This is a genomic window from Paenibacillus sp. FSL M7-0896, assembly GCF_037975415.1.
Taxonomy (GTDB): domain Bacteria; phylum Bacillota; class Bacilli; order Paenibacillales; family Paenibacillaceae; genus Paenibacillus_AQ; species Paenibacillus_AQ silagei.
The window spans coordinates 6,382,003-6,408,076 of record NZ_CP150250.1; the positions used below are offsets into that span (position 1 = coordinate 6,382,003).

Here is a 26,074-nt window from a genome sequence, read left to right on the forward strand (position 1 = left end):
ATTCCTTATTCAGCGGATTACAGCAGCCCGTGAACCCGCCGCCAGACAGAGATCTCCCCAGTTCCCCACCTTAATGAATCCCCTGTTGCTATTTCAAGCTAAATCTTCTGCAGGTCTTCTCCGTAGAGCAGCCTCTTCACGGTTTCGGTGAACGCTTTAACCTGAAAGGGCTTGGTGATATATTCGGCAAAGCCCTTCTTCCGGGCCTTCTCAATATCCGAGCTTTGCGCAAACGCACTCGTCGCCAGCACCGGAATATGACAAGTTGCCTGATCCTGCTGCAGTACTTCCAGAGCTTCATACCCGTTAAGTCCGGGAAGCCCGATGTCCAGGATAATCAGGTCCGGCAGAGCTTCCCGCGCTATTTGCAGTCCAAGCTCTGCCGTTTCAGCCTTCAGCAGCAATACGGAGGGCAGATTTCTTTTGAAGATATGGTGTACTAAGGCCATATTGAGCTGATTATCTTCTACATATAATACCGTCCACTTGCACTCCTCCATCCAGCTTATCCTCCTAAAAAGTCTCAGCACCCCTAACGGCAAATGGGCAGAAAATAAAAAAACCGAAGAAAGGGACGATTCCCCCTTCTTCGGCTCATGTTCGGCTCATTTGCATGTCCGACTCATTTCCACCTCATATATGGTTAGACTTTAGTGAAAAGTATAGGCTATCACGCTGGTATCTTTGTCGAAATCCCAATCCACATAAATATCCGCCAGCTCTTTGCCGAGCATCGGGGCTATCGTGGTGGTATCCTCCAAATATCGTTTCTCCATCTTGCGCTTGGTGGTCTTCAGTGTATTCTCGTAGCCGAGGCCAATCAATTCCTTCTCCAAAGGAATCATGATGCCTTCGCGCTTGATAATCAGAATGCGGGGTCCCAGCCACCAGGAGTCTGTATGGACCGGTTCCTTTTGGACCTTCCTGGTCACCTCGTTAATCTGGGTATGGACTTCTTCACGCCCGGCATAATCATCAATCGGTACGTCGTCATTCTTGATGAGTGCCACGATCATACCCGATGCATTATGAATGCCCCAATCATAAAAAAGCTCGCCGACCTCAATAGCCAGGCTCTCCTTCAGGTATGCTGCAAGCTCGGGAAGCAGGGACTTCATCAGAAGCTCCCGTGTATAACGAAACGCCTGTTCTTCTTCCTTATTCAATAAAAACCTCTCCACAGGTCCGATGAAATTACGGATATGCAGTGCTATACATTGCTCCCCGATAGAGGCATGTATCGATTCAGGTCCCTTCCCGAAGCGTTCCCGCAGTAGCCTTCCTGTGAAACTGGAAAGTTGGCTAGTAAGTTCTGTAGTGCTCATTCAATTTCCTCCAGCATAATATTCTAGTGTCTGTGTGTAGATTTGGGGAGACGCTCCGCCTGCTGAAGAAACGGTTCGTTCAACTTAGTATAATCGGTAGCCGCCCAGTTAGTATATATTAAAATAATTTATATTTTTCTGCAGCAGCTTAGCCTGCTTCTATATGTATCGGCGTGCTCCTAGTATTGCCCAAATTATGTCATATTACTTAGACACGGCCGAAACGTACAAGAACATGCACCCGTCAGTCAGAAGCGATTATATACAAAAAGGTGTTCCGCTGCCGGCATGGCTGCGGAACACCTGTGAATTCACTTGCCTATCTCTTGCTGCTTGCCGCGGTAAGCTTCGGTGAAGACCTCGAAGAACGGTGTCGTGTCCCGTTCTGCCATCGTGTCCTCCGCCCCCGGATTCCAGCCGATCTCCTTCCGCCAGCTGCCCAGCCGGCCGGATTCAATCAGCTCCTGCTCATCCGGGTTCGCAGACTTATCTGCCTGCGGTGCCACATACAATGCATCGACAGGACAATAAGCTTCGCACATGAAGCAGGTCTGGCAATCCTCCTGGCGGGCAATGACGGCAAGCTTGCCCTCCATCGCGAAGACATTCGTCGGACAGACCTTCACGCACAGCCTGCAGCCGATGCAGCGGTCCTGGCTAACCAGCTCAATCATATGGCCCGCTCCTCTCCCGGAATCCGCAGCTCATGGGCATGAGGCACACTTTCCGTGCGGATACCGATCGTATTAACGCCGGAGAGAATCAGGCGGTGGGTCTGGCGCGGGTCCAGCGCCGGATACTCGGCCAGGCGCTGCAGGCCGCGGCTCTCCTTGCGGGCCAGCGCAGCAGTGTAAATCCAGCGGCCGACATTCAGCATAGCGGCCGCTTCACGTGACTGCACGATGCCCTGAACCGTGGCAGGCACCTGCCCGCCCAGCTCGGGCATCAGGCGGTTCAGGCGCTGCAGGGCGGCAGCGACCACGGGCTCGCTGCGGAAGTAATTGATCCGCAGCGGCAGGATCTCCTGCTGGACCGCCGCGATCAGCGGCTTCGCGTCCAGCGTCCTTGCCGTGCCGGCGCCAGCCGGCATGCCGTAGCGGCCCGCCGCGCGGAGCATCCGGCGCTCCGCCGGATGCGGCTGCTGCAGAGCGAGCCGCGCCGCGCTTCGTCCTGCCCAGCTGCCGCTGCAGATGGCCCAGGATGCATTGTAGGCGCCGCCGCCGGAGATGGCGCCGGTCACTTTCTCGCGGGAGGCGGCGTCGCCTGCCGCATACAGCCCCGGCACCGAGGTTTCACACCCGGGGCCGGTCAGGCGCAGGCCGCCCGTGCCGCGCATCGTGCCTTCATAGCGGAGCGTAAGCGGAAATTTATCCTTGAACGGATTAATCCCCGCCCGCTCCAGCGGCATGAAGAAGATCGGATGGGCGTTGCGGAGGAAGTCCTGCTTCTCCTTCGTATCTGCCAAATCCAGAGAAGCATAGACCGGGCCCTTCAGCATCAGCTCGGGAATGCTGCCGAAGGTGCGGTCACCCCGGTGCAGCGGCCTGCCCGCAACATCATACAGCGTGGCCCAGGCCAGCATCCGCCCGCGGGTGACCGTTCCATCCGCGAAGCTCGGAGCATATTGCCGGGTGAATTCCATGCCCGACAGCTCGGCACCGGCTTCGGCTGACATCAGCAGCCCTTCACCGGTAAGCACATTACAGCCCAGCCCTTTGCTGAGGAAGGTACAGCCGCCCGTAGCCATAATCACCGCATTCGCCTTCACTTCCCAGCTCTCTCCGGTCAGGCGGTTGATTCCGCGGGCGCCACCCACGCCGTGCTGATCATGGAGCAGCTCCAGTGCCGGAGATTGATCCCAGATGCGCACTCCCGCCTTGCGCACCACTCTGCGCATAATCCTCATGTATTCCGGGCCATGCAGATGCGTCCGCAGCGGCCTGCCCTCCTCATCCTTCGGGAAGGGATACCCCCATTCCTCTACCAGCTGCAGATTCTGCTCGACCTGATCCAGCACACGGTGTATCCAGGCATTCTCCGAGAGATAGCCGCCGGCCTTAAGTCTGTCCTGCACGGCCTGCTCCCGCAGCTCGGCTACCGGCGGAATCACCAGCAGCGTCGTTCCCCCCGGCGCGGTAGCCCCGCTGGTTCCGAGATATCCCTTATCGGCCAGGATCACTTTCGCTCCCTGAGAAGCTGCACTCCATGCCGCCCATGCTCCGGCCGGGCCTCCACCCAGCACTAGAACATCTGTTGTAGCCTGCTGTTGCTGCGGCATTCCGCTTCCTCCTCTTTCGGTCCTCTGAACATTACTTGAGCTGCCAATCGCTAATATTGAAATCCTTCTTGGCCAGCTTCTCATCGACGAGGAAGTTCTTGGTGCCCTCCAGCAGCTTAATGCCGTCATCTGTGAAGGCTGTATCCTTGATATCACTGATTGGATTGACCTGCTTCGCGAGCTCCGGGGTGGTATCTCCGATCTCAGCCAGGAATGCATAATATTCATCTTCATGCTGCTTCAGGTCGGCCAGTGCCTTCTCCCGGGCCGCATTCCAGACCTTGGGGAAATCCGGGAATTTCGCAAGGTACTCCTCTGACACTACGGTAGCGCTGCTACCGAGCAGATCCGGATGCTGCGAGGCATCATCCAAATGGGTGTACCCCTGCTCAATCTGCTTAAGCGCCGCCACACCGTTATTGGTGGTCGCGTCTACATCGCCGCGGGCCAGTGCTGCGCTTGCATCGGGAATCAGCATGTGAACCAGCTTATAATCAGTTACGCCCTCCTGCTTCAGCAAGCCGACTACATAACGGTGCATAAACGAACCTTTTTGGATGGCAATCGTCTTGCCCTTCAGGTCCTGCACCGTCTTCGGCCCGTCCTTCTTGCCGATCAGATAACCGACTGTATGCGCTGAAGTCTGGGCGATCAGCCGGGTCTTGGCTCCTGAGGCGTAGGCGATAATCGCCGGGGTATCCCCGAGGCTGCCGAAATCGAGTCTTCCGCTGATTAAGGATTCCGTCTGATCCGGCCCGTTCGGGAAGCCTGTCAGCTTGATTTCGGTAATTCCGTATGGTTTCAGCTCTTCCTGAATAATGCCCTTGTAAAGGCCCCAGCCTTCCGCGCCTCCCGGCAGATTCAGCTTATTGGAGCCGATGTAGCCGAAATTCAACACGGCCGGAACATTGCTTGCAGCCTTACCGCCAGCCGCTTCAGCGGTATTGGTACCTCCACTGCCTGCTGCCGAGTTGCTCCCCGAGCCTGTATTATTGCCGCAAGCCTGTAGTACCAGCATGATCATCACCACACCTGTAATCAGCGTGAGGCGTCCCCTTTTGCTCCATATACCTGTAATCTCTCTGTACAATCTGCTCATTGCTGTATTCTCCCCTCAGTCGTCTACTGGATGTTGTTATCGCATATCAGAAATCAGAATCCTGCCCGCGCCGCCAGCTTAACCATGAAGTCATGACTAGCCACCGGCTGTCTGCCCTTGCCCCAGCCTACCTTCTCGCGGTAGCCTCCAAGCAGGCCTTGCTCCTCCAGCTCTGCCTCTGTAATCCCGGTAATTCCCTCGGAATCCGGAGCAACATACAGCGCATCCACCGGACAATACAGCTCACACATGAAGCAGGTCTGGCAGTCGCTCTGCCGGGCGATCACGGGAATTCCGTTCTCTACCCGGTCGAATACATTGGTCGGGCAGACGGATACGCATTGGTTGCATTCTATACACCGGTCAGCGCTGATGACTTCAATCACAACAATACACTCTCCTTCGCTACCTCTTCTGTCTTCACCCATACCTGATCCAGTCCGCCGCTGATCAAACGGTGATGCTGGCTGTCATCACTTCCCTTGAAGTCCTCCCGTTTGTGCATTCCCCGGGTCTCGGTGCGGGTCAGTGCGGAGCTGTACATCCAGCGTGCCGTCGCCGTCATCGCTTCGGCTTCACGCGCCTTTACACCTTCCGGCGTGCGCTGGATTTCCCGGCTGCGCTGCTCCTTCCATAGTCCGTCCAGACGTTCCAGCGAAGAGGCCAGCCCCTGCTCTGTACGGAACAGATTAATATCGTACGGTTTGACTTCTGCCTGCACAGCCTCCACATATTCTGCGGTTCTGGCAGCTGCGCCTGCCCGGACTTCCCCATGAACCAGCGGGGAAGAGGACAAGCCGGAAGGTGTCCGATGGCTGGCATGCCGGCCAAGTCCTGCGGCATAAGCCGCAGCCCCTTCTCCGGCGAAGGAGCCGGAAGACATGGCCCAGGCGGCATTATGGCTGCCGCCTCCGGTGAACCCGCCGCAGATCAGCTCGCGGGTGGCGGCATCTCCCGCCGCGTACAAGCCGGGCACGCCTGTGCCGCACTGCTCATCCGTAATCCGGATGCCGCCGGTCCCCCGGACGGTCCCCTCCAGCCGCAAGGTTACCGGGAAAAGATCCTTGAAGGGATTAATTCCCCGCCGGTCGAACGGCAGGAAGAAATTCGTCTGCGCCACCCGCAGCAGCGGCTGCAAAGCCTCATCGGCTCCGTCAAGCTTCGCGAACACCTGGCGGCCCGCCAGCAGATTCCGGGCAATGACCGAGCGGCCCTTCTTGGAGCCCGCTCCTTCCACCACGCTGCCGTCCTCATAATAGAAGCTGGCATAGCTATAATATGCGGTCTTCGTTACAGAGGAGAAGGTCGGGCAGATCGCATAGGCATTGGAGAACTCCATGCCGGACAGGCTCGCTCCTGCTTCCGCAGCGAATAAGTAACCATCACCCGTCAGGACGTTGCAGCCCAGCGCCTTACTGAGGAAAGCGCAGCCCCCGGTAGCGATAACCACCGCCCCGGCATGCACACTCCAAGCTTCTCCGTTCTGGGTCTGCACGCCGGCCGCTCCGGCTACCCCGTGCTCATCGGCGAGCAGCTCCAGCACGGGACTGTGGTCCAGAATCTTCACACCTGCCTTCTTCACCAGCTTGCGCATCAGACGCATATATTCAGGTCCCTGCAGGCCCCGCCGGTATGGATTGCCTTCCTCATCCACCGGGAACGGATAGCCGCTGACACCCAGTCTGTTCATATTCTCATAAGTACGGTCCAGCACCCGGTCCATCCAGCGGTGCTCTGCCAGCTTACCGCCCATAGCATAACGGCTGGCCTTCGCGGCCTCGCGCAGCTCCTCCTCCGGCTTCACGTACCATACTCCTGTGCCCGACGGGGCAGTCGCGCCGCTGGAGCCGCAGTATCCTTTATCGGCCAGAATCACCTTCACTCCCTTGGCTGCGGCTGTAAGTGCCGCCCATGTTCCTGCCGGACCTCCGCCGATTACCAGTACATCTGCCGTCAGTTTCAATGCTTCCTTCAGTGCCGGTTGGCTCATGTTGTTGCCCCCTTGGTTTCATTAGCGTTAGCGTTTCATTAGCCCGTCTTCAACCTTGATAGCTGTCACGCCAGTACAGGAATTTGCGTTCGATGACGCGGAATAGAGAATCGATTAGCTTGCCGACCACGGCGAAAATAAGTATTCCGACAAAAATCACTGCCGTATTGGAATTCTGCTTCGCTTCATTAATGAGAAATCCAACCCCGGACTGTGATCCGATCAGTTCAGCAACCACCAGACCGATCCAGGCCACAGCCATCGACAGGCGCAGTCCCAGGAGAATGCCGGGCAGCGCAGCCGGCAGGATCAGCCGCCGCAGCTTCTGCAGCGGACTGAAGCCGAGCACCCGGGCCACTTCGAACAACTTGTTATCCACTCCCCGGATGCCCATGAAGGTATTAACATAGAGCGGGAAGAAGGAGCCGCTCATGATAATAACCACCTTCGAGATCTCGCCGAAGCCAAACCACAGAATAATTAGCGGGGCAATCGCCAGATGCGGAACCAGCCGCAGAATCTGAACACTTGGGTCCAGCAGATAGGCTGCGCTGCGGAACAGGCCGGTCAATGTCCCCAGCAGCAAGCCGAGAATACCTCCAATCAGGAACCCGATGCCCGCCCGTCCAATGCTGACACCCACATGATGGACGAGTTCTCCCTTAACGGTCAGATCCGCAAATGCAGAGAGGATCGTCAGCGGTGCCGGAAGAAACTCCGGCGAGATCCAGCCTGCGCTCCCGGCAAGCTGCCACACGGCCAGCACCGCTACGGGAATGGCTGCCCCGGCTACCCAGTCATACAGAAGCTTTTTCCAGAATACTGAATCTGTCTTTCTCTTGTTGTTAGCCGTAGTAATTGAAGCAGTTCCGCTATAATCACGGGCTTCCCTTACCCCCTTGGCTGTCTTGATTATGGCTTCGATCCCTTCACTCATGCTGTTCTTCCCCTCCTATCCCTGATAACTGTCCCGCCACCGGAGCAGATGCTGTTCAATCAGGCGGACAATCGTGTCACTCAGCAGTCCGACAGCGGCAAATACAATAATTCCGACAAATACAACCGGCGTATCGGCAAACTGGCGGGCATCTGACATCATGTAGCCGATCCCCGAGGTAGAAGCAATAAGCTCCGCCACCACCAGTCCCAGCCAGGAGAGTCCCAGCGACAAGCGCACCCCGAGCATTATATTCGGCACCGCCGCAGGCAGCACCAGCCGCACAATCTGCTTCCCTCTGCTGAAGCCAAGCACTCTGGCTACCTCAAACAGCTTGTTATCCGTCCCGCGTATACCGATAAAGGTATTGATATAGACCGGGAAAAACGCCCCTTTGGCAATCAGCAGCACCTTGGATTCTTCGCCGATGCCGAACCAGAGAATGAACAGCGGTACTACGGCAAGGCTCGGAATCATCCGGATCATTTGCAGCGAGGGGTCCAGCAGCTTCTCCGACCGGCGGAATAATCCGACCAGGATGCCGAAGAACAGACCAAGCCCTCCGCCAAGCAGAAATCCTGACAATGCCCGCACGACACTAATTCTCAGGTTGCTCCATAAATCCCCGGTAGACGCCAGCGTAATGAATGACTGGGCAATCGTATAAGGTGTCGGGAACAGCATCTCCGAGATCACTCCGTAATAGCCCAGAATCTGCCACAGGATCAGTATCCCTGCCGGAAGCAGCAGCCCCAGACCGGCAATGACCACTTTTCCAGGTCCATCAGGCTGTCCGGTTTTTCCGGCATTCCCTACAGTTACAGTCCGCTCTGCCATGGCTGTCTCTCCTTCTGAATTAATTAATATATTCGTATGGATTAAGTCGGATATGAATTAGCACTTAACCTCACTTTTCCATAATAAGCATCTGGAGTTACTTTATATTCCGGCCCCGTCCTTCAGCTCAAGCTCCTCCACCTTCTCGAAGTAATTCAATACCTTGAGCCGCAGCTCTTGAAAGGAGGTTGTTGTTTTGGAGCGCGGATACGGCAGGTCTATGGGAACGATCTTACGGATTCGGCCGGGACGAGGCTCCAGAATCACCACCCGGTTCCCCAGGAACACGGCTTCATCTATATCATGGGTCACAAAAATCATCGTCGTCCGGTTCCGCTGCCAAATGTCGAGCAGCACCGACTGCATATGCGCCCGCGTAAAAGCATCCAACGCGCCAAAGGGCTCATCCAGCAGCAGAACCTTGGGACTGCGCAGCAGCGCCCGGGCAATCGCTACCCGCTGGGCCATCCCGCCCGACAGCTCACGGGGATAGGACTTCTCGAAGCCGCCGAGCTTCACCAGCTCAATCAGCTCATCTACCCGCTGCCGGATATCCGGCCTGCCCAGCGGCAGATCCGAGGCAATATTCTTCTCTACCGTAAGCCAGGGAAACAAGCGGTGCTCCTGAAAAATAAACCCCTTATCGATTCCCGGCCCGCTGATCGCTGCCCCCTCCAGGGTAACACTGCCGGTATAGCCGGTATCCAGACCGGCAATGATGCGCAGCAGGGTGCTTTTGCCGCAGCCGCTGGGTCCAATCACCGTGATGAACTCCCCCTCCTGCACCTCCAGCTCGACATCCTCCAGCGCCTGCACCTTGCCTCCAGCGGTATCAAAGTGCTTATTCAGTTCTGTGATAGACAACAATGCCTCTCCCATATCTGCTCCTCCTTCTGGCTGAATTCCCTTAGCAACAAAAAAACAGAGGGACCTCGCGCAACAATCACGCAGGCACCTCTGTATGAACAGTCGGTAAAATATAATCCAAAGTAAGTTGATTGGAATTTGTAAATTTAAAATATCATCCATCAGGTAATCTGTCAATAAAAATACACAATATCCGGGCGGATTAATTTGATTTACTGCTGACATTCTTCTGAAACTATGAAACAGTAACGATGAACCAGACAATGTTAATAGCTATTCGCAAACTTCCACTCATATACTTACAATTAGTAAGTAATTGTGATATACTGGGCTATATCCTTGCACTAACGGACAAGCTTACAAGTAACTGCTGCTCACCATTCTGGATGATAAGGGGTCTGTACCATGAACAATCAAGGGAATACACAAGCTAATGCGCAAGCAAATACACAAGCGGATGCTCAAGAAAAAGAAGCAAGCCTGCCGGAGTTTGAATTCGGCATTTATACATTGGGCGATATTGTTACCGACTGCCATACAGGGCAGCGGATCAGCCCCGCTCAACGCCTGCAGGAAGTCATTGCAGCCGCGAAGCTGGCCGATGAAGCCGGACTGGATGTATTCGGCGTAGGCGAGCATCACCGGCTGGATTTCGTAATCTCATCGGTGCCCGTTGTCCTGGCAGCTATCACCCAGGTTACACAGCGGATCAAGCTTACCAGCGCTACGACCGTGCTAAGTACCATTGATCCGGTCCGTGTCTTCGAGGACTTCGCCACCCTGGACCTCTTGTCTGGCGGTCGGGCCGAGATCATTGCCGGACGCGGCGCTTTCCTGGAATCCTTCCCGCTGTTCGGCTACGAGCTGGAAGATTACAAGCAGCTGTTCAGCGAGAATCTCGACCTGCTGCTCACACTGAACCAGCATGAAGTCATGAACTGGAAGGGCAAATTCCGCTCCCCGCTGCATAACGCCGAGATCGCTCCACGTCCGCTGCAGCAGAGACTCCCGCTCTCGGTCGGCATCGGCGGTTCAGCCGAAAGTGCCGAGAAGGCTGGGGCCCTTGGCATAGGCATGGCTATCGCTATCCTGAGCGGCAGCCCGGAGCCCTTCCAGAATCTGGCCGGCACCTACCGCCGCGCCGGTGCAGCCGCCGGCCACCAGCCGGAGGACCTGAAGATCGCCATCACCAGCCATGGCTACATCGCCAAGACCTCTCAGCAGGCACTGGATGAGTATTACCCTTATTACTACAGCTACCGTAATGCGATCAGCCCGCGCCCCGGTCAGGAGTACCGGATCTCCCGCAGCGAGTTCGGCCGGTTCACCTCGCCGGACAACACCCTGGCCGTGGGCAGCCCGCAGCAGATTATCGAGAAGATTCTCTATCAGCATGAGCTGTTCGGCCATAACCGCTTCATGACCCAGCTCGACATCGGCGGCCTGCCTTACGCCAAGGTAGCCGCCGCCATCGAGCTGCTCGCCACCGAGGTCGCCCCGGTGGTGCGCCGCGAGGTTGCGAAGAAGCAGCGCGGAATTTCCTCCGCGCAATAGGGGCCATTGCGCTGGATGGGGCGCCGCCTAACTGATTGGCTCATTTAACTAACATCTGTTGGATTCAGGGGCACTTGTGCTCCTGATTCGCTCATTTAGCTAACTTTTGCTCGATTCAGGTGCACTTGTGCTCCTGATTCGCTCATTTAGCCAACTTTTGCTCGATTCAGGGGCACTTGTGCTCCTGATTCGCTCATTTAGCCAACTTTTGCTCGATTCAGGGGCACTTGTGCTCCTGATTCGCTCATTTAGCCAACTTTTGCTCGATTCAGGTGCACTTGTGCTCCTCATTCGCTCATTTAGCTAACTTGCACTCCTCATCCAGCCCACTTTCGGCGCCACCAATGGGATTTATCCCTCTAATTTCCTCGTCCGCCCCACTTTCAGCACCACCAAAGGGATTTATCCCTTTAATTCCCCCGTCCAGCCCACTTTTCAGCGTCATCAATGGGATTTATCCCTTTCATTTCCCCGTCCAGCCCACTTTTCAGCACCACCAATGGGATTTATCCCGTTAATTCCCCCGTCCAGCCCACTTTTCAGCATCATCAATGGGATTTATCCCTTTCATTTCTCCATCCAGCCCGCTTTCAGCGCCATCAATGGGATTTATCCCTTTCATTTCCCCATCCAGCCCACTTCCGACGGAGTCCCCTTAATTATCCCTTATTAGTTTAATTTCAAGACCCGGCTGACGGAGGATGCCACGGATGTGAGTGAGCAAGCCCATCAGGAGAGCGCATAACTTCGCATTCCCTAAGTCGTTGGCCGCCGTTCCTCAAACAGCAAAAAAAGCCCCCAGCGATTGCTGGGGACCTGTTCAATAGTATGATTTAGCCAATATTCAGGCAAATGATGGCTTGTTATTATCCACTTTACCGCTGACCAGCTTCTTGTACTCGTCGTCTCCACCCTCCACGGATGGTGCCAAATAGACGCTTGACGCTGAGGGCGTAAGCTTGGGGCCGGATTTGCGTCTGGAGCGGCCTTTGCCTCCCGCGCTGTTGCCGTCACCGCTTGCAGACCGGCGGACAGTACTGGATACACTAACGGCATTCTTCATATTCTTCATCCTGTTAGTCCCCTCCCACTAAATGATTGACGGTGCGGAACAAATCCCGGTTATAGGCCACGACTGCTGTAATATCCTCTCCCGATAATCTCTGATTTCCCGAGAAGTGCACGGACAGCACATGGTTCTCCCCTAAAGGATAGCATAGGATATATACCTCCGCAACTTCCGTACGCTGTAAAAAAGTCCATTCTTTTGCCAGAAAAGCATCCAGCACCCCCGGCTTCACGCTTCCGTCCTCGAAGGCGGCGAACGGATACATCTGCCCGCGCCCCACATTGCCGCCGACCTGCTTCAGGCCCGCTTCCGCTTCGGCCCGCCACATGGCGGCTCCGATGACCCGGCAATCCTCCGGGGGCAGGAATGAATTGCGGACGGCTTCGCTCAGTGCCTGATATTTCTCGGCTGCCTGGGGTGGCGTTACATTATTATTATATTGCCAAAAGAAGTGAAGGATACTTTCTTTTCGCCTAAGCTCTGCCCGAAGCTGCAACAGCTCTACAGCCGGGTCGTGGTACATCCCCTGCGCCTGAATACTGTCGATGATCTTGCCACAGCTCACATCCACCGCTGCTGTAACATTCTCGTGCTGCCACTCATATTCCAGCGGGGTTAGTCCCAACAGATCCGACAGCAGATGATACTCTTCCACATTCTCACCCGGAATCAGATCACTGCGCGCGGGTACCTGATCCGGCAGCAGGCAGAAGACCCGGCCGCGCCGCAGCCGTGCCCAGAACAGGCCCATTTCGAACTGGGTGTTGTCCCGGGTCACATAATAATATTTACCCCTAATCCGGGCTACATCATCCGGCGAGAACACAAAGACGGCAAAATCGCTGATATCCAGATTCCGCTCCAGCGCTTCCATGGTGTACTCATTCGGCCGGAAAGCAGCGGCATACCACGGATGGACCTCAGCGGTCCGCTTCAGCTGTTCGTGGATAGCCCTGGCATAGCGGATAGATTCTCTGGAAGAACCAATGAATAATCTAGGTCTGATCACGGCGGCACTCCTTTGTCTGTTTCCCCAATATGTAATAATTATACAGACATTTCCTGCCAACGAATAGGGCTTCAGGCGATATTGGGCAGCCGCATAGGAAGATGAGAGTACTGTAATAATCATCGTTGTTAGCGGTAGTTGGAGTAGGTATTTATCTTCAATTTTAAATTTTCGGTATTCTTCTGCCGATGAAACGGGTAATAGATTGTTATCTCTCCGGGAAATGAGGATTTATTTGTATGCGACAAAAATTACATACTGCAGTCCTGTCAGCCTGTCTGCTGACTTCATCCATACTCGCACCTGTCCTGCCGTCTTCTACCGCTTATGCTGCAACTGCTTACACGGCCAAAGTGTTCGCCAGCTCCCTGAATGTACGCAGTGAGCCTGCTGCAAACGCTGCCGTCACAGGCTCTCTGGCTGCCGGAGCCACCGTTACCGTCACTGAAGAGCAGCATGGCTGGCTCAAGGTCCGGGCCGGCTCTGTCTCCGGCTGGGTAGCCGGTTATTATCTGAAGCGTACCAGCGGAAGCTCGTCCACCAGCACTTCTTCCGCCAGCACTTCTTCCAGCTCCACCGCCTCCAAGGCATCGGCCAAGACGGCGGTTAAGACCACATCGGCCTCCAGCGGAACGGCTGTCGTGACCGCGTCTTCCCTGCGCATCCGCAGCGGGCCGGGAACCGGCTATGAGGTAGTCGGCTCCCTGCAATCCGGCAACAAAGTGACACTCCTGCTCCGGCAGGGAGAATGGTCGCGGGTCCGCACCGCCGGAGGAACCGTCGGCTGGGTATCCTCCGGGTATCTGTCAGGCGGAACCGTCCGCAGCGCAAGCACTATCAGCTCAAATAGCCAGACTCCGAGTGTGGTACGGAAATCCGGCAGTATCCGGGGCAAGCTGATCATAGTGGACCCTGGCCACGGCGGCACCGATCCGGGCATGCTCGGGACAACCTATAACACGATGGAGAAGGATCTGACGCTCCAGACCTCCCTGTATCTGCGGGATTATCTGACCGCCAAGGGAGCCAGAGTGGAGATGACCCGGACCCGCGGGGACCAGAAGCCTGCGCTCTCCCAGCGGGTGCAGCTCGGGCGGTCGCTCGGCGCAGACGCTTTTGTCAGCATTCATTATAATTCATCACCGAAGAATGTCTCCGGCACGCTGACCTTCTTCTATTCGCAGCAGAACGACCTGCGGCTGGCCCGGGCAGTGGAGACCCGGCTGGGTGAGGGCATCGGCCTTCGCAGCAACGGCCTCTCCTTTGGCGACTATCATATTCTGCGGGAGAACCCGCTGCCGGCCACCCTGGTAGAGCTGGGCTTCCTGTCGAACCCGTACGACGAAGCAATTGTACGCAAGGCGTCTTATCAGCGGAAGGCGGCTCAGGCGGTCGCTGAGGGAGTGGCCGATTATTTCAACAAGTAGATTGGAATCAGAGACTGATCTCCCGGATGTTAAGCTCCGTTCTTTTGCTGAGGTCAATATATTCATCCCCGATGCGGATCAGCGGAGTCTCGATGTCATGCGGGTTCAAGTAGACAATCTCGCCGACCCGGCCATCGGTTAGGACCACTTCACGCCCAACAGACCGCTTGACGATATTTTCCAGAAAAACGGTTACAATATGCGGGTCCAGCGCGCCGAAGCTGCCTCTTCTCATCTGATCCACAATCATATGGAACGGCGTCGGTTCATGATATGGGCGCTTGCTGGACATCGCATGAAAAATATCCGCCACGGCCACAATTTTGCTGTACGGATCGATCTGTTCGTCCTTCAGCCCCAGCGGATACCCCTTCCCGTCATTTCGCTCATGATGCTGAAGCGCCACCAGGGCAATGCGTGAATTGGCTCCGGTGGTTTCTTTGAGGATCTCGTAGCCGTAGACCGTGTGCTTCTTCACCTGGGTGTATTCCTCGTCCGTCAGCTTGCCGGGCTTATTCAGCAGCTCTGAGGGTATCTTCAGCTTGCCGATGTCATGCAGGGTTGCAGCCATGGAGAGCACGGACAGCTCCGCTTCACTCATCTCCAGCCATCTGCCGATCAGGGTAGAGAGCACTGCAACGCCGATGTTATGCTCATATGTATAATCATCCTTGCCCTGCACCGAATGGAACAAGGCGAAGATATCCGGGTTGCGCGAGATCTCCTGGATGACCGGAAGCACCTCCTTGCGGATATCCGCCAGCGGGATTTTGCGGGAGATTCGGTAAGATTCGAATAATTCCTTGGACAGGTCCACTGTACTGTTGACCATCTTCTGATAGGGGGGCGCCTGGTCAGCCTCATCTGCAAAAAGAATGTCGAACCTGTCGATTTTTTGTTTGCGGATAAGCTCCAGATGCTCGGCATTTAGCCTGCTTCCTGCCGGAATTACAGTCACTCCGTAGGCATTAATCAGGTCATTCTTAATCGTTCTTCCCAGATCATTGTCCATACTATCCAGCCCTCCCCAATAACCGCAGCTATGTATTTATTGCCCATATAGCTATTATCGGTTGCAGGCCGGGAAATGCTGACAGGCAGTCCGTGAACCTTACATACTCAGGCTTCTTCCTCCTGCTTGCGGTATTCTCTTGGCGTGATGCCGGCATTTTTTTTGAAGACACGGCTGAAATACTTCTCATCCTCATAGCCCACCAGCTCCGCGATCTGCGACAGCCGCAGATTCGTATTCTGGAGCAGTGTCTTCGCCTTCTCCACCCGGAGGCCGGTCAGATAATCCGACAGATTCTCCCCGGTGATCTGCTTGAACTTGCGAGATACATTCTCCCTGCTGATGAAAAAGCGTTCCGCAATATGCTGCAGCGTCATCTCCTGCGCATAGTTCCGGTCCAGGTACTCCCTGATCTCCTGGACGAGCCGGCTGTCCGGCGTCTGCGGGCTGCCCTTGGACAAGTGGTGCAGCAGCGTTTTCAGCCGGCACTGCCAGTTCTCCACCGAGAACAGCCCTTCAGCGTCATAACAGCACTCCAGGCTAATCTCTGCCTCCGGCCGCCAGCGCTTCAGAACGTCCAGCATCTCCGTCTGCTGATGCAGCAGACTGCTCTCCGTGAGCAGCGGCAGCCCGGCCAGATGTCCGGCCCACTCCTCCGCCACCCGCTCCATCCGCTCCAGATCGCCGGACAAGACGGCGACTCTAAGCTTGTCCAGCCGTTCCTCCAGGCCGTAGTCGTTTACAGGTCTACTCCCTTCCCCACGCTTCCTGAAGAGATGAATACGCCCGTCCCGCTGCAATAGATTCCGCTCCGCAAGCGCCTGGCCTGCCTGTTTCAAAGCTGGCCGCAGCCCCTCCGGCAACGGGTTCAGCGGACTAAGCCCGATATCCAGCTGAACACCGAACGCCTGGCGGATGGCTTCATTCATGCGGGTAAGTATCTCCTCCGCCTGCGCTACAGCACTCCACAGCAGAACTACAAGCTCGCCTCCGCCCTGCCAGTTGCGGAAGGCGTAGCCGCTCTGGCCCTCTGCCATCACTTCATTGCAGACATTGGCCAGCACGAAGGCCGTCAAGGCTACATCTCCATGGAATCTCCGCAGCAGATGACAATCTGCGCCTTGCAGCGGGATGACGGCGATCCTGCACTCCTGCGCCCCAATCGGCATTCCCAGCTCTTCACAGAGGGCCAGCTTCAGCTCATGGAACGAGGCCTGTCCGCTCACCAGATCGGACAGCATCTTGTCCCAGTAGAGCGGACGCAGCGCGTTCAGCTGCATGTTCTGGCGCTGGCGCCGCTTCCGCTCTGCCTCCTCCTCCATCCACAGCTTGAAGGCATGCTCCGCAGAGGCAATCAGCTGCTTGCTGTTCAGCGGCTTCAGCAGATAATCCGTACCGCCGTATACGATAGCAGGCTTCACATAATTGAAATCCTGATACCCGCTGATGACAATCGTCTTCGTATGCGGATAATGACGGTGCAGCCATTCCAGCAGCTCCGCCCCGTCCATCAGCGGCATCCGCATATCCGTGAAGACGACAGCCGGCTGATGCTCCTGCACAATCCGTGTCGCCTCCTGCCCGTTGGTTGCCTCATAGATCCCAGAGATGTTATAGCTGTCCCACGGAACAAAATACCGGATGGCCTCCCGCACATGCTTCTCATCATCTACAATCAGCACCTTCATCTCAGCCGCTCCTTCAAGAAATAGTCTCTATTCGCAAAAGCCGCCGGAATTAACCGTCGATCTCCTCCAGCGGAATAATCAGCGTAACAGTAAGCCCCTGGCCGTCTTCATTATTCTTAAGCTGCATCTCCGCTGCGCTGCCGAACTGCAGCCGCAGGCGGGCCAGCACATTGTACAGGCCGATCTCCTCCTGGTCCGGCTGGCTGCTGCCTCTGAGGCAGGCCGTAATCTCCTCCAGCCGCTCCGGGCTCATGCCCCGGCCGTTATCCTTCACGGCAAGCACCAGCCTGGCCGCCCTCTCCAGCCTGCACTCTATCTGGATCAGCCCTCCGCTTATCCCGTCAGCGAAGGCATGCTTGAAGATATTCTCTACAATCGGCTGCAGGATCATCTTCGGCAGGATCAGCTCCAGAGTCTCCGGCCCCGCCTCGACCGCAAGCTGCAGATTCTCTTCGCCGAACCGCTCCGTCTGCAGAATCATATAGTTCTGCACATGCTCAATCTCATCCCGCAGCGGCACCCGGGTCCGCTCGGTATTCATCGAATAACGCATCATACTGCCCAGGGAATAGATGAGATCATACACCTTAGGCGCGTTATAGCGCAAGGACAGGCTGGCGATGGATTGCAGCGCATTGTAGAGAAAATGCGGGTTCACCTGGGCCTGGAGCGCCTTCAGCTGATTCGTCTTGTTCGCCAGCTCCAGCCGGTATTCCTTAACGATCAGCTCATTGATCGTGCGGGTCATGCCTGTGATCTTGCGGGTGAGGAGCCCGAACTCGTCCTCCCGCTCGGCATCCATATGCGCATCCAGCTGGCCGGTCTGCACCTTCTGCGTGAAGTGAATCAGCTTCTTGATCGGACGGGTGAAGCCGATCGAGATCAGCACGGCACTGATGCCTCCGATCAGCAGGAACAGCAGTCCGATGCCCATATTGAAACGGGTAATCACTCTCGCGTCTGTGTACAGATCCTCATAGGGCACCAGCTTGATAATGCTTCCGCTGAACAAAGGGGCCTTGATCTGCTTGTACATTACGATTCCCTGGAAGCCGTCCTTCTTCCAGGCGAAATGCCCGCTGTCCTGCTCTGCGGGGAGACGGCTCCAGCCCGCTGCGACCGGCTTCCCGATCCAGTCCGGATCGGAAGCGAACAGCGCCTCGCCTTGCTCATTCAGCACATACAGGCGCTCTGTGTCCGAATTGTACATCGACTCCACGATCCCCTCCAGCTCCCCCAGCGTATAATCGATCGACAAATCTGCCAGTACGCTGTCACTAGGGGTCCGGTAGATGGGAAAATGGGCCGTGAAGACCGGCACGCTCCCCGGCTTCAGATTGGGGAAGCCGGACTTCACTCCGTATTGATGATCCATATGCGTCACTTCGAGATATGGGCGGTAAGTGCCTCCGGCCTGCCCCTCCGCAGCATAGCTGGCATTATCCTCACGGCGGAAAAATCCCTTAAGCAGCAGATTAGACTGCCTGGCGGCCCTCACATACAGATGAATCTGATACGTATTGCGGTCGGAGAGAAACAGATTGTACAGCTGGGTGGAGATGATAGCCCGGGTATCCGGCAGAATCGTGCCGGGCGGGGCCTGGGCAGCGCTTTTGGCGGTAAGCAGGGTGGTATAGAAGGAGCTGGGAACATTGATCCCGCTGTAGAGCGACATCGCCTGCTGGTTCATGCCGCTGAAATAGCTCCGGAGATTCGCCTCCCCCAGCGTCAGCAGCTTCGTATTCTGCTTCACGGACTGGTCCGTAACCGACTGCCTCGTATAGAGATAAGAGAAGGTCACAGAGATGCCTGACGGGATCACTGACGCCAGCAGCACTAAGGCCATCAGCCGTGTCCGGATGCTGTTCTTGAACATGGGGGAACCTCCTACAAGTTGTGTGAGCCGTATGGCCTGCAATATAATCCACTTTTCCCGGCATGAAATGAAGTGTTAGCGGTGGCCCGGGCTTTCTATAATCAAGCTGTGAACCCGTAGATATCTTACCCAAACTTACCCAAAGGAGAGTCCATATGAGAAAAACTCTAGGTATACAGCGCGGCTGGGGACAGCAAATCGTATTTCTCGGCCCCTGTCTGCTCTTTTTCCTGACCATTGTGGTCACCCCGTTCTTCCTCGGCTTCTACTACTCCTCCACGGACTGGAACGGGCTGGATCTGGACAAAGCGGTCTGGACCGGCGCGGCCAACTGGAAACGGATCTTCATGAATGACGATAAGTTCTGGGAGTCCCTGGTCTTCACCCTGCGCTTCACCGTGATCTCGGTTGTGGCTGCCAACGTGCTTGCACTGCTGCTGGCCTTCATTTTAATGACGACGCTGAAGACGAAGAAGCTGCTCCGTACCGTCTTTTTCATGCCCAATGTGATCGGCGGCATTCTGCTCGGTTACATCTGGCAGTTCATCTTCACCAAGGGCTTCGCTACGATCGGCGAGCTGACCGGGATTTCGTTCTTCCAGCTGCCCTGGCTGGGGACGCCAAGCACCGGGTTCTGGGGGCTGGTCATTGTGTTCGTCTGGCAGACAGCCGGCTATATGATGGTCATCTATATTGCCGGGCTGGCCGGGATTCCGAAGGATCTCATTGAAGCTGCCCGCATAGACGGTGCCCGCGCTCCGCAGCTGTTCAAGAGCGTCTACATCCCGCTGATTATGCCGGCGATCACCATCTGCCTGTTCCTGACGACCTCCAATGCCTTCAAAATGTTCGACCTCAACCTGTCGCTGACCAAAGGCGGACCCGGCACCTCGACTCAGTCGCTGGCCTATAACATTTATGCGGAGGCACTGATCAACAACCGGTATGGCCTCGGTACAGCCAAAGCGCTGCTCTTCTTCGCCGCCGTCTCCCTGATTACCGTCACCCAGGTCTGGCTTACCAAACGAAAAGAGGTGTCCGCCTAATGAACAGCAGCCGCTACCGCCCGGGCAACTTCATCCTCGAAATTGCCGCCATTCTGCTGGCTATTGTCTTCCTGTCGCCGTTCTATCTGGTCCTGAGCAACTCGGTTAAGGGGCTGAAGGATATCCTGATCGATGCCGCTTCCTGGCCGCAGGTGTTCCACTGGAGTAACTATTCCAAGGTATGGGATGCCATCAACTTCCCGCAGGCCTTCTTCAATTCTCTGACCATTACGATTCTAAGCGTAATCTTCATCGTCCTGTTCAGCTCGATGGCCGCTTACCAGATTGTGCGCAAGCCGACGCGCTTCAATTCCTTCGTGTTCCTGCTGCTGGTCTCGGCGATGATCATCCCGTTCCAGTCGCTCATGCTGCAATTGGTCCGGGTGACCAGTCTGCTGGAGCTGCGCGGCGAGCTGTACGGTATTGTGGCCTGTTATCTCGGCTTCGGGATGCCGCTGTCGGTCTTCCTGTTCCACGGGTTCATTAAGACGGTGCCGCTGGAGCTGGAGGAAGCCGCGCGGGTGGACGGCTCGAATCCGTACGGCGTGTTCTTCCGGATCGTCTTCCCGCTGCTGCTGCCGATTATTGTAACCGTCATTATCCTGAATACGCTGTGGATCTGGAATGACTATCTGCTGCCTGTCCTGGTGATCGGCGGGAATAAGGATCTGACGACCCTGCCCGTAGCTGTGACCAAGTTCTTCGGACAGTACACCAAGAAGTGGGATCTGGCCCTTGCGGGTCTCGTCATGGCGATCACGCCTATTCTCTTGTTCTTCCTGTCGCTCCAGCGTTATATTGTGGAAGGCGTGACTGCAGGCTCCATTAAGGGATGATCACTCGGCCAGCTTTCCTTTGCAGCAATAATATCCACTTTTTCGAGCAACATATGAAGTGTAAGTCCTCTATCATTTCCATTACGCTCTAGGAGCAGGAACCACAGACCAGGGAGGTTATTCTATGAAAAGAAAGTTCGCGTTCATCATGGCAACCGTTTGCACCCTCATTATCGCAGGTTGCGGGAACAGCGGCAATACGAATTCCGCAGGCAATGGAAGCGCTACGAATGCTCCTAACGCGTCAACCGAATCCGCAGCACCGGAAGCCGGCAAGACGCCTGCCAAGGATGTTACGATCAAGATGTTCCAGTTCAAGGTGGAGATTGCCGAGCAGCTGAATGCACTCGCCGAAGAATATGAGAAGGAGACGGGGGTGAAGGTGGAGGTCGAAACGCACGGCGGCGGTGAGGATTATGGCGCACTGCTGAAGGCGGAGATCGCTTCCGGCTCTGAGCCTGAGATTTTCAATAACGGCGGGTATACTGCTCTTGTTCCTTATATGGACCGTGCCACTGACCTGAGCAATGAACCTTGGGCCGCCCAGCTGATTCCGACCGCCAAAACACCGGCAACCGTAGACGGCAAGCTCTATGGTATGCCTATGAATGTAGAAGGCTACGGGCTGATCTACAACAAGGATCTGTTCGCCAAAGCCGGCATAACGGAAGAGCCCAAGACACTCCCGCAGCTCAAGGATGCCGTAGCCAAGCTGAAGACCGCCGGCATCACGCCGTTTGAAGCCACCAATGAGTGGTGGTCGATGGGGATTCACCTCGTTAACGTGGGCATGGCGCACCAGCCTGATCCGAAGCAGTTCATTGACGATGTGAAGGCGGGCAAACAGACCATTAAGGGCAATGCCGTCTTCAAGCAGTGGCTGGATCTCGTAGATGTGATCTTCGATAATGCCCAAGACAACAAGATGACTACCGATTACGCGACCCAGGTGGCTGAATTCGCCTCCGGCAAGGCCGCCATGATGCTGCAGGGGAACTGGACGCAAGGCGATATCGACAAAATCGATCCGGCTCTGAACCTGGGCCTCCTCCCGCTCCCGATCAATAACGAAGAAGGCACCATCCTGGTAGGCGTGCCTAACAACTATATCGTGAACAGCAAATCCGCACATCCGGAGGAAGCCAAGGCCTTCCTGAACTGGATGGTCAGCTCGGAAACCGGCCAGAAGTATCTGACCAAGGAGTTCAAGTTCATCCCGGCGGAAGCAAATATCACCGCAGACGCTGCTGATATCGGCCAGGTCGCCGTTGCCGTGCAGGAGAAATCCGGCAACGCGCTGGGCTGGAACTGGGATATGTTCCCTGACGGCGTGACCCAGGGCTTCGGCGCTGCCATGCAGGAATACCTCGGCGGCCAGCTGAACCATGATCAGCTGCTTGAGAAGCTGGATAAAGCGGTGCAGGATATTGTGAAGCAATAGGGGGCTAATCCTTTAACAGAAAAGAGGTGTCTTCAGAAGCCGGCAAACGGCAATTGAGACACCTCTTTTGTTATGCGCATGATTTACGTACGATGCTCGGTGAGCACGCTCAGCTGTTTAAGAGGGGAAGTTACAAACACAGATTCAAGTGCACTTCTGCTCTTCATTTACGTTCGCCGCTATCTCTTGCCAATTCTGAGCGTTTTCTCTCACCGACCGATTGTATGGATAGCATTGTTGCACATCTTGCAGGAATTCTCTACAAATGTTACTGGCTGTGGAGCATGGAGCCCATACTTCATCGCAGCAGCACCGATTGTATTCGGATTTCCGCATACATTTGGCCGCTTACCTTAGCGGTAGCATATTGTGTTCTGTTTTTCGCATACATCCAGCCTCTGACCAGTAATATCAGGGACACCTCCTGTTCCTCCCGGCGATCCTTCAGCCACGTTCAGCAACAAAGTCACTCTACGAATCCTTCACCCTTTACTGGGATTAGGTTTGTTCAGAATCCGCTCTATTCATAACAGCGCACTTCATACACCGCCGCAGAGGGGTCGCCGTTCGTAGCTTCGATCACGATCCGCAGCTTCTCCATCCGGATGGAGTCCGGCAGCGTATGACGCACATGACGCTGATAATTATCCACGGCATGAATGACATCGTTCCACTCTCCGCCCGTCCATGACTGGATACGGTACTCCTTCACACACTGCGGATCACGGTAGAAGGGGCCGTAGGCATGGTACTCACGGAATATATGTCCGGCGAAGGTGATCTCCACCGTACCTATCTGTTGTTCTTTTTCCCAGGATAGCTGCACCCACTGCGGTAAAGGCTGCACCGGATCGGAGCGCCAGAGATTCGTGTACCGGTAAGGCCGGTTGACTCCGCTCACAATATTCTCAGCGCCAAACGGCTGCTGCGGTGGAGCGATGCGGTAGCTCATCGTCATGCCCTTCTCGAAGCGCCGCATTCTGCCGCCGCCCATCTCGAAGGCGCTGATATGGCCGGGGATTATCGAGCCTGCCGCATGCCAGATGACCTGGGGATTCGCGGCCAGATCCAGCCGGACATACCTGCCCCGCTTCAGCCCCTCTGCAGCTCCGGCCGGGCTGGCCCATTCGATCCAGTGCCTGCCTCCCGGCGGAACGGTCAGGGTGCAGGAGGCCAGCTGCCCCTCCTCTGGCTCCAAACGGTAGTCCCATATATGGTCCACCTGGAGCAATACAGCTTCCACCTCCTGCGGCTGGTCCGTAATGTTGCTCAGGCAGACCGCCAGGCTGTCGAGCTGCGGGGAGGACACGGCGATCCATTGGCCGCGTCTTCGAAGCAGCAGCTCATCCTGCCCGCTCCAGTCCTTGCGGTCATTCCATTCGCTCAGCTTCGGCAGGTAAGTCCCGGTCTCCGGCCCTGCGCCGTAGACCGCTACCTCGCTGCTGGCCGAGACCGCAGCCTGCCGGGCCAGATCACCCGCATCGCGGTTCTCTGCGTTCGGCAGGAAGCAGCCGTCGCGCAGCAGCGTCTGCTGCAGCTCCTGCATGCCCTCCGTGGTCATCGCCTTGATCCCTATGCCCTTCTTCAAGGCGATGGCCGCCGCTGTCCCCGCAGCCTGGCCCATCAGGGCGCCGGTGGCCATGACGCGCACGGTCCCCAGCGCGGCGTGCGTCACGCTGACATTGCGGCCGGCCATCATCAGATTATCCACATCCCGGGCCAGCATGATGCGGAAGGGGATGCCATAGGGGCCGCAGTAGCTTTTGACCGCATAGTCGGAAGTCTCGTTGTAGCCTTCGGAGCTGGCATGCTCACTGGTCGCGGCCAGCAGGCCACCCGGGGTATGCAAATCCAGGAACCAGCCGCCGTAGGCGATCTCGTCCTCGAACACCTTGCGGTTCACCGGATCATGCTCGGTCATGAAATATTCGCCCATAATCCGCCGGCTCTCCCGCTTGCCCGGCACCTGCCCGATCCAGTCCAGCGCGTAGTTCGCCGCAAGCTCCTTCGTCCGGGGATCACGGTTTTTGATCCAGTCCCAGATGCCCAGCGTATGCTTAGTCAGCTCATGCCGGATATCCTCGGCTTCCGTAATCGTATGCCAGGGCACGCCGATCTCGATCCACCAGTATCCGCTGCGGATATCGTAGGGTATGCGACCCTGGTCGTAGAAATACGCCGCATCCTCATATTTGGCGGCCCACTCCGGGGCTGTGTAGGGCACCGGCCGCCCCATATCCTTGGCCTTGAAATGTATCGAGTTCCCCATCGTGTCCCCGCTCGCCTGCTCGGGCGCATGAGGCTCGTTGAACTCGTCCCGCCCTTCGGTGCCCATTCTCCACTCACAGCCGGCGAGATCGGCAATCACGCCATCCCCGGTGCAGTCAATGAACAGATCCGCCGTGATCTCCAGATTCGTCTCCGCATTAGCAACCCGGGCCAGGATGGACTGGATGGTCTTGTCATCCTTCATCACGACCTCATGAACGGAGGTATTCAAATGAAAGGACAGATTCGGCGTGCTTAAGGCCATATCATACATCGTCATATCCCAGACGCTGTTCGTCCAGCCGTTCTCGGTAATCTCCTCATGGTTGCGCGCCCGCTCCTCGATGAACAGCTCGGAGATGATCCCTGTCTCCCTCGCGTACGTATGAAAGGCCGCTGCCCCGTGCAGCGTCACCCGGATCTCCGACGAGCTGTTGCCACCGAATACCGGCCGGTCCTGAATCAGGCAGGTCTTCGCCCCGTGCCGGGCAGCCGCAACGGCTGCGCAGAATCCGGCCATTCCGCCGCCGATCACTGCGAACTCATACTGTTCCTTTTTGTGCATCATAACGTCATCCCTCTCCTGTTTGTAACTGCGGCGTTCCAGTTCCTTAGCTCCTCATCTCTTAACTCTCCAATGCTCCAACGCTCCAACTCTCCAACCCTCCAGCTCCTCAGCCTTTAAGCCCCGTACTGGCAATCCCCTCAACGAACCAGCGCTGGAAGACGGTAACCACGAGCACAAGCGGTGCCAGTGCCGATACAGAAGCGGCCATAATCAGCGGATAATCCGTGCCGTTCTCGTCCGTGAAGGTGGTCAGTCCAAGCGGGATGGTGAACAGATTGCGGTCCCGCAGCAGAATCAGCGGATTCTCATATTCATTCCAGTGCCAGGTGAACGTCAGGATCAGCAGGGTGACCAGCGCCGGCTTCGTCAGCGGAAGACAGATCTGCCAGAACATCCGCCAGTACCCGACCCCGTCTACCCGGGCTGCTTCCAACAGCTCGCCGGGCAGCGTGCTGAAGAATTGCCGCATGATGAAGGTACCCAGCACCGTGAACATCCCCGGCAGAATAATCGCCAGATGCGTATTGACCATACCCAGGCTGTCGAACAATATGAACCGCGGGACAAAGAATACCTGGGCGGGAATAATCATAGTTGCCAGATACAGCAGGAAGATCGTCTCCTTGCCGCGGAACCGCAGCTTCGCGAAGGCATATCCGGCCATCGAGCTGGTAATCAGCGAGCCCAGTACCTGGAAGAAGGTGATTTTGACTGAATTCTTGTAATACACACCGAAGGAAACGGCCCCGTTCCAGACCTTCTCATAATTGGCGGTGTTCAGCGTATCCGGAATCCATTCGATCGGATAGCGGAACAGCTCCGAGGTGTTCTTGAAGGATGCCGAGAGCATCCAGATAAACGGCAGCAGCATCACAATTCCGATCAGAAGGAATACAGCTGTAATCGATATTTTTGCGGCCACCAGATAAGTACTGCGCTTGTTCAAC

General features: G+C 56.2%; 23 protein-coding genes. 5 read left to right on the forward strand and 18 right to left on the reverse strand.

Translation table 11 applies throughout. The features are described from left to right. Positions 1-98: 98 nt before the first annotated feature. From MKY12_RS27450 to MKY12_RS27495, 10 genes are all read right to left on the reverse strand, one after another. Entirely contained in the window at positions 99-500 is a 402-nt protein-coding gene (locus tag MKY12_RS27450) for a response regulator (protein ID WP_339311652.1), read from the reverse strand. A 150-nt stretch (positions 501-650) separates the two neighbouring features. Continuing rightward, on the reverse strand, positions 651-1,325 hold the full coding sequence (locus MKY12_RS27455; RefSeq protein ID WP_036730423.1) for a Na-translocating system protein MpsC family protein: 675 nt from the start codon (positions 1,323-1,325) through the stop codon (positions 651-653). Positions 1,326-1,636: 311 nt separating this feature from the next. Next, positions 1,637-1,999: a ferredoxin family protein gene (locus MKY12_RS27460; protein ID WP_209876726.1), complete on the reverse strand. Its 363-nt coding sequence runs from the start codon at positions 1,997-1,999 to the stop codon at positions 1,637-1,639. After that, positions 1,996-3,603 (reverse strand): FAD-binding protein, encoded by a 1,608-nt coding sequence (locus MKY12_RS27465; RefSeq protein WP_339251431.1) that lies wholly within the window; start codon positions 3,601-3,603, stop codon positions 1,996-1,998. Before MKY12_RS27465 ends, MKY12_RS27460 begins: the two co-directional genes overlap by 4 nt. Positions 3,604-3,634: 31 nt before the next feature. Then, entirely contained in the window at positions 3,635-4,702 is a 1,068-nt protein-coding gene (locus MKY12_RS27470; protein ID WP_339251433.1) for an ABC transporter substrate-binding protein, read from the reverse strand. Positions 4,703-4,755: 53 nt separating this feature from the next. After that, positions 4,756-5,088: a ferredoxin family protein gene (locus MKY12_RS27475; RefSeq protein WP_339251435.1), complete on the reverse strand. Its 333-nt coding sequence runs from the start codon at positions 5,086-5,088 to the stop codon at positions 4,756-4,758. After that, on the reverse strand, positions 5,085-6,692 hold the full coding sequence (locus tag MKY12_RS27480; protein ID WP_339251437.1) for an FAD-binding protein: 1,608 nt from the start codon (positions 6,690-6,692) through the stop codon (positions 5,085-5,087). The genes MKY12_RS27475 and MKY12_RS27480 overlap by 4 nt, the downstream gene beginning before the upstream one ends. A gap of 49 nt (positions 6,693-6,741) precedes the next feature. Then, complete coding sequence (locus tag MKY12_RS27485) at positions 6,742-7,629, reverse strand: ABC transporter permease (RefSeq protein ID WP_339251439.1); 888 nt, start codon at positions 7,627-7,629, stop codon at positions 6,742-6,744. Positions 7,630-7,644: 15 nt separating this feature from the next. Further along, positions 7,645-8,466: an ABC transporter permease gene (locus MKY12_RS27490; protein ID WP_339251441.1), complete on the reverse strand. Its 822-nt coding sequence runs from the start codon at positions 8,464-8,466 to the stop codon at positions 7,645-7,647. A 102-nt stretch (positions 8,467-8,568) separates the two neighbouring features. Then, positions 8,569-9,345, reverse strand: a complete 777-nt coding sequence (locus MKY12_RS27495) for an ABC transporter ATP-binding protein (protein WP_076084669.1) — start codon at positions 9,343-9,345, stop codon at positions 8,569-8,571. A 393-nt stretch (positions 9,346-9,738) separates the two neighbouring features. On the opposite strand from MKY12_RS27495, the gene MKY12_RS27500 reads away from it, so the two are divergent. After that, the gene (locus MKY12_RS27500; RefSeq protein WP_339311654.1) at positions 9,739-10,887 is read left to right on the forward strand and encodes an LLM class flavin-dependent oxidoreductase; all 1,149 of its coding nucleotides are present in this window, start codon (positions 9,739-9,741) and stop codon (positions 10,885-10,887) included. A 295-nt stretch (positions 10,888-11,182) separates the two neighbouring features. Here the strand turns inward: MKY12_RS27500 and MKY12_RS27505 are convergent, their stop codons facing one another. The 3 genes from MKY12_RS27505 to MKY12_RS27515 all read right to left on the reverse strand — a co-directional run bounded on the left by MKY12_RS27505 (position 11,183) and on the right by MKY12_RS27515 (position 12,965). Further along, positions 11,183-11,335 carry a hypothetical protein gene (locus MKY12_RS27505; protein WP_339311656.1) on the reverse strand — a complete coding sequence of 51 codons (153 nt, stop codon included), beginning with the start codon at positions 11,333-11,335 and terminating at the stop codon, positions 11,183-11,185. Between the two features lie 396 nt (positions 11,336-11,731). Continuing rightward, complete coding sequence (locus tag MKY12_RS27510; RefSeq protein ID WP_036730425.1) at positions 11,732-11,959, reverse strand: hypothetical protein; 228 nt, start codon at positions 11,957-11,959, stop codon at positions 11,732-11,734. Positions 11,960-11,963: 4 nt separating this feature from the next. Next, positions 11,964-12,965, reverse strand: a complete 1,002-nt coding sequence (locus tag MKY12_RS27515; RefSeq protein WP_339251444.1) for a TIR domain-containing protein — start codon at positions 12,963-12,965, stop codon at positions 11,964-11,966. Between the two features lie 239 nt (positions 12,966-13,204). Between MKY12_RS27515 and MKY12_RS27520 the strand changes: the two genes are divergently transcribed. Continuing rightward, positions 13,205-14,392: an N-acetylmuramoyl-L-alanine amidase gene (locus tag MKY12_RS27520; protein WP_339251446.1), complete on the forward strand. Its 1,188-nt coding sequence runs from the start codon at positions 13,205-13,207 to the stop codon at positions 14,390-14,392. Between the two features lie 7 nt (positions 14,393-14,399). On the opposite strand, the gene MKY12_RS27525 is transcribed toward MKY12_RS27520, so the two are convergent. From MKY12_RS27525 to MKY12_RS27535, 3 genes are all read right to left on the reverse strand, one after another. After that, a complete protein-coding gene (locus MKY12_RS27525; protein WP_036730433.1) occupies positions 14,400-15,404 on the reverse strand; it encodes an HD-GYP domain-containing protein in 1,005 nt (334 codons plus the stop codon). Positions 15,405-15,511: 107 nt separating this feature from the next. Next, complete coding sequence (locus MKY12_RS27530; RefSeq protein WP_339311657.1) at positions 15,512-17,092, reverse strand: response regulator; 1,581 nt, start codon at positions 17,090-17,092, stop codon at positions 15,512-15,514. A 49-nt stretch (positions 17,093-17,141) separates the two neighbouring features. Continuing rightward, on the reverse strand, positions 17,142-18,968 hold the full coding sequence (locus tag MKY12_RS27535) for a sensor histidine kinase (RefSeq protein ID WP_339311658.1): 1,827 nt from the start codon (positions 18,966-18,968) through the stop codon (positions 17,142-17,144). 155 nt (positions 18,969-19,123) lie between these two features. Here MKY12_RS27535 and MKY12_RS27540 point away from each other — a divergent pair, with 155 nt between their 5' ends. The 3 genes from MKY12_RS27540 to MKY12_RS27550 all read left to right on the forward strand — a co-directional run bounded on the left by MKY12_RS27540 (position 19,124) and on the right by MKY12_RS27550 (position 22,291). Then, positions 19,124-20,014, forward strand: a complete 891-nt coding sequence (locus MKY12_RS27540) for a sugar ABC transporter permease (protein WP_036730439.1) — start codon at positions 19,124-19,126, stop codon at positions 20,012-20,014. Then, complete coding sequence (locus MKY12_RS27545; protein ID WP_036730441.1) at positions 20,014-20,850, forward strand: carbohydrate ABC transporter permease; 837 nt, start codon at positions 20,014-20,016, stop codon at positions 20,848-20,850. The genes MKY12_RS27540 and MKY12_RS27545 overlap by 1 nt, the downstream gene beginning before the upstream one ends. Positions 20,851-20,974: 124 nt before the next feature. Further along, positions 20,975-22,291: an extracellular solute-binding protein gene (locus MKY12_RS27550; RefSeq protein ID WP_036730443.1), complete on the forward strand. Its 1,317-nt coding sequence runs from the start codon at positions 20,975-20,977 to the stop codon at positions 22,289-22,291. A gap of 520 nt (positions 22,292-22,811) precedes the next feature. Here the strand turns inward: MKY12_RS27550 and MKY12_RS27555 are convergent. Together MKY12_RS27555 and MKY12_RS27560 are read right to left on the reverse strand one after the other, a co-directional pair. Then, the gene (locus tag MKY12_RS27555) at positions 22,812-25,127 is read right to left on the reverse strand and encodes an FAD-dependent oxidoreductase (RefSeq protein ID WP_339311660.1); all 2,316 of its coding nucleotides are present in this window, start codon (positions 25,125-25,127) and stop codon (positions 22,812-22,814) included. Between the two features lie 106 nt (positions 25,128-25,233). Then, positions 25,234-26,073 (reverse strand): carbohydrate ABC transporter permease, encoded by an 840-nt coding sequence (locus MKY12_RS27560; RefSeq protein ID WP_339311661.1) that lies wholly within the window; start codon positions 26,071-26,073, stop codon positions 25,234-25,236. Between the last annotated feature and the right edge of the window lies 1 nt (position 26,074).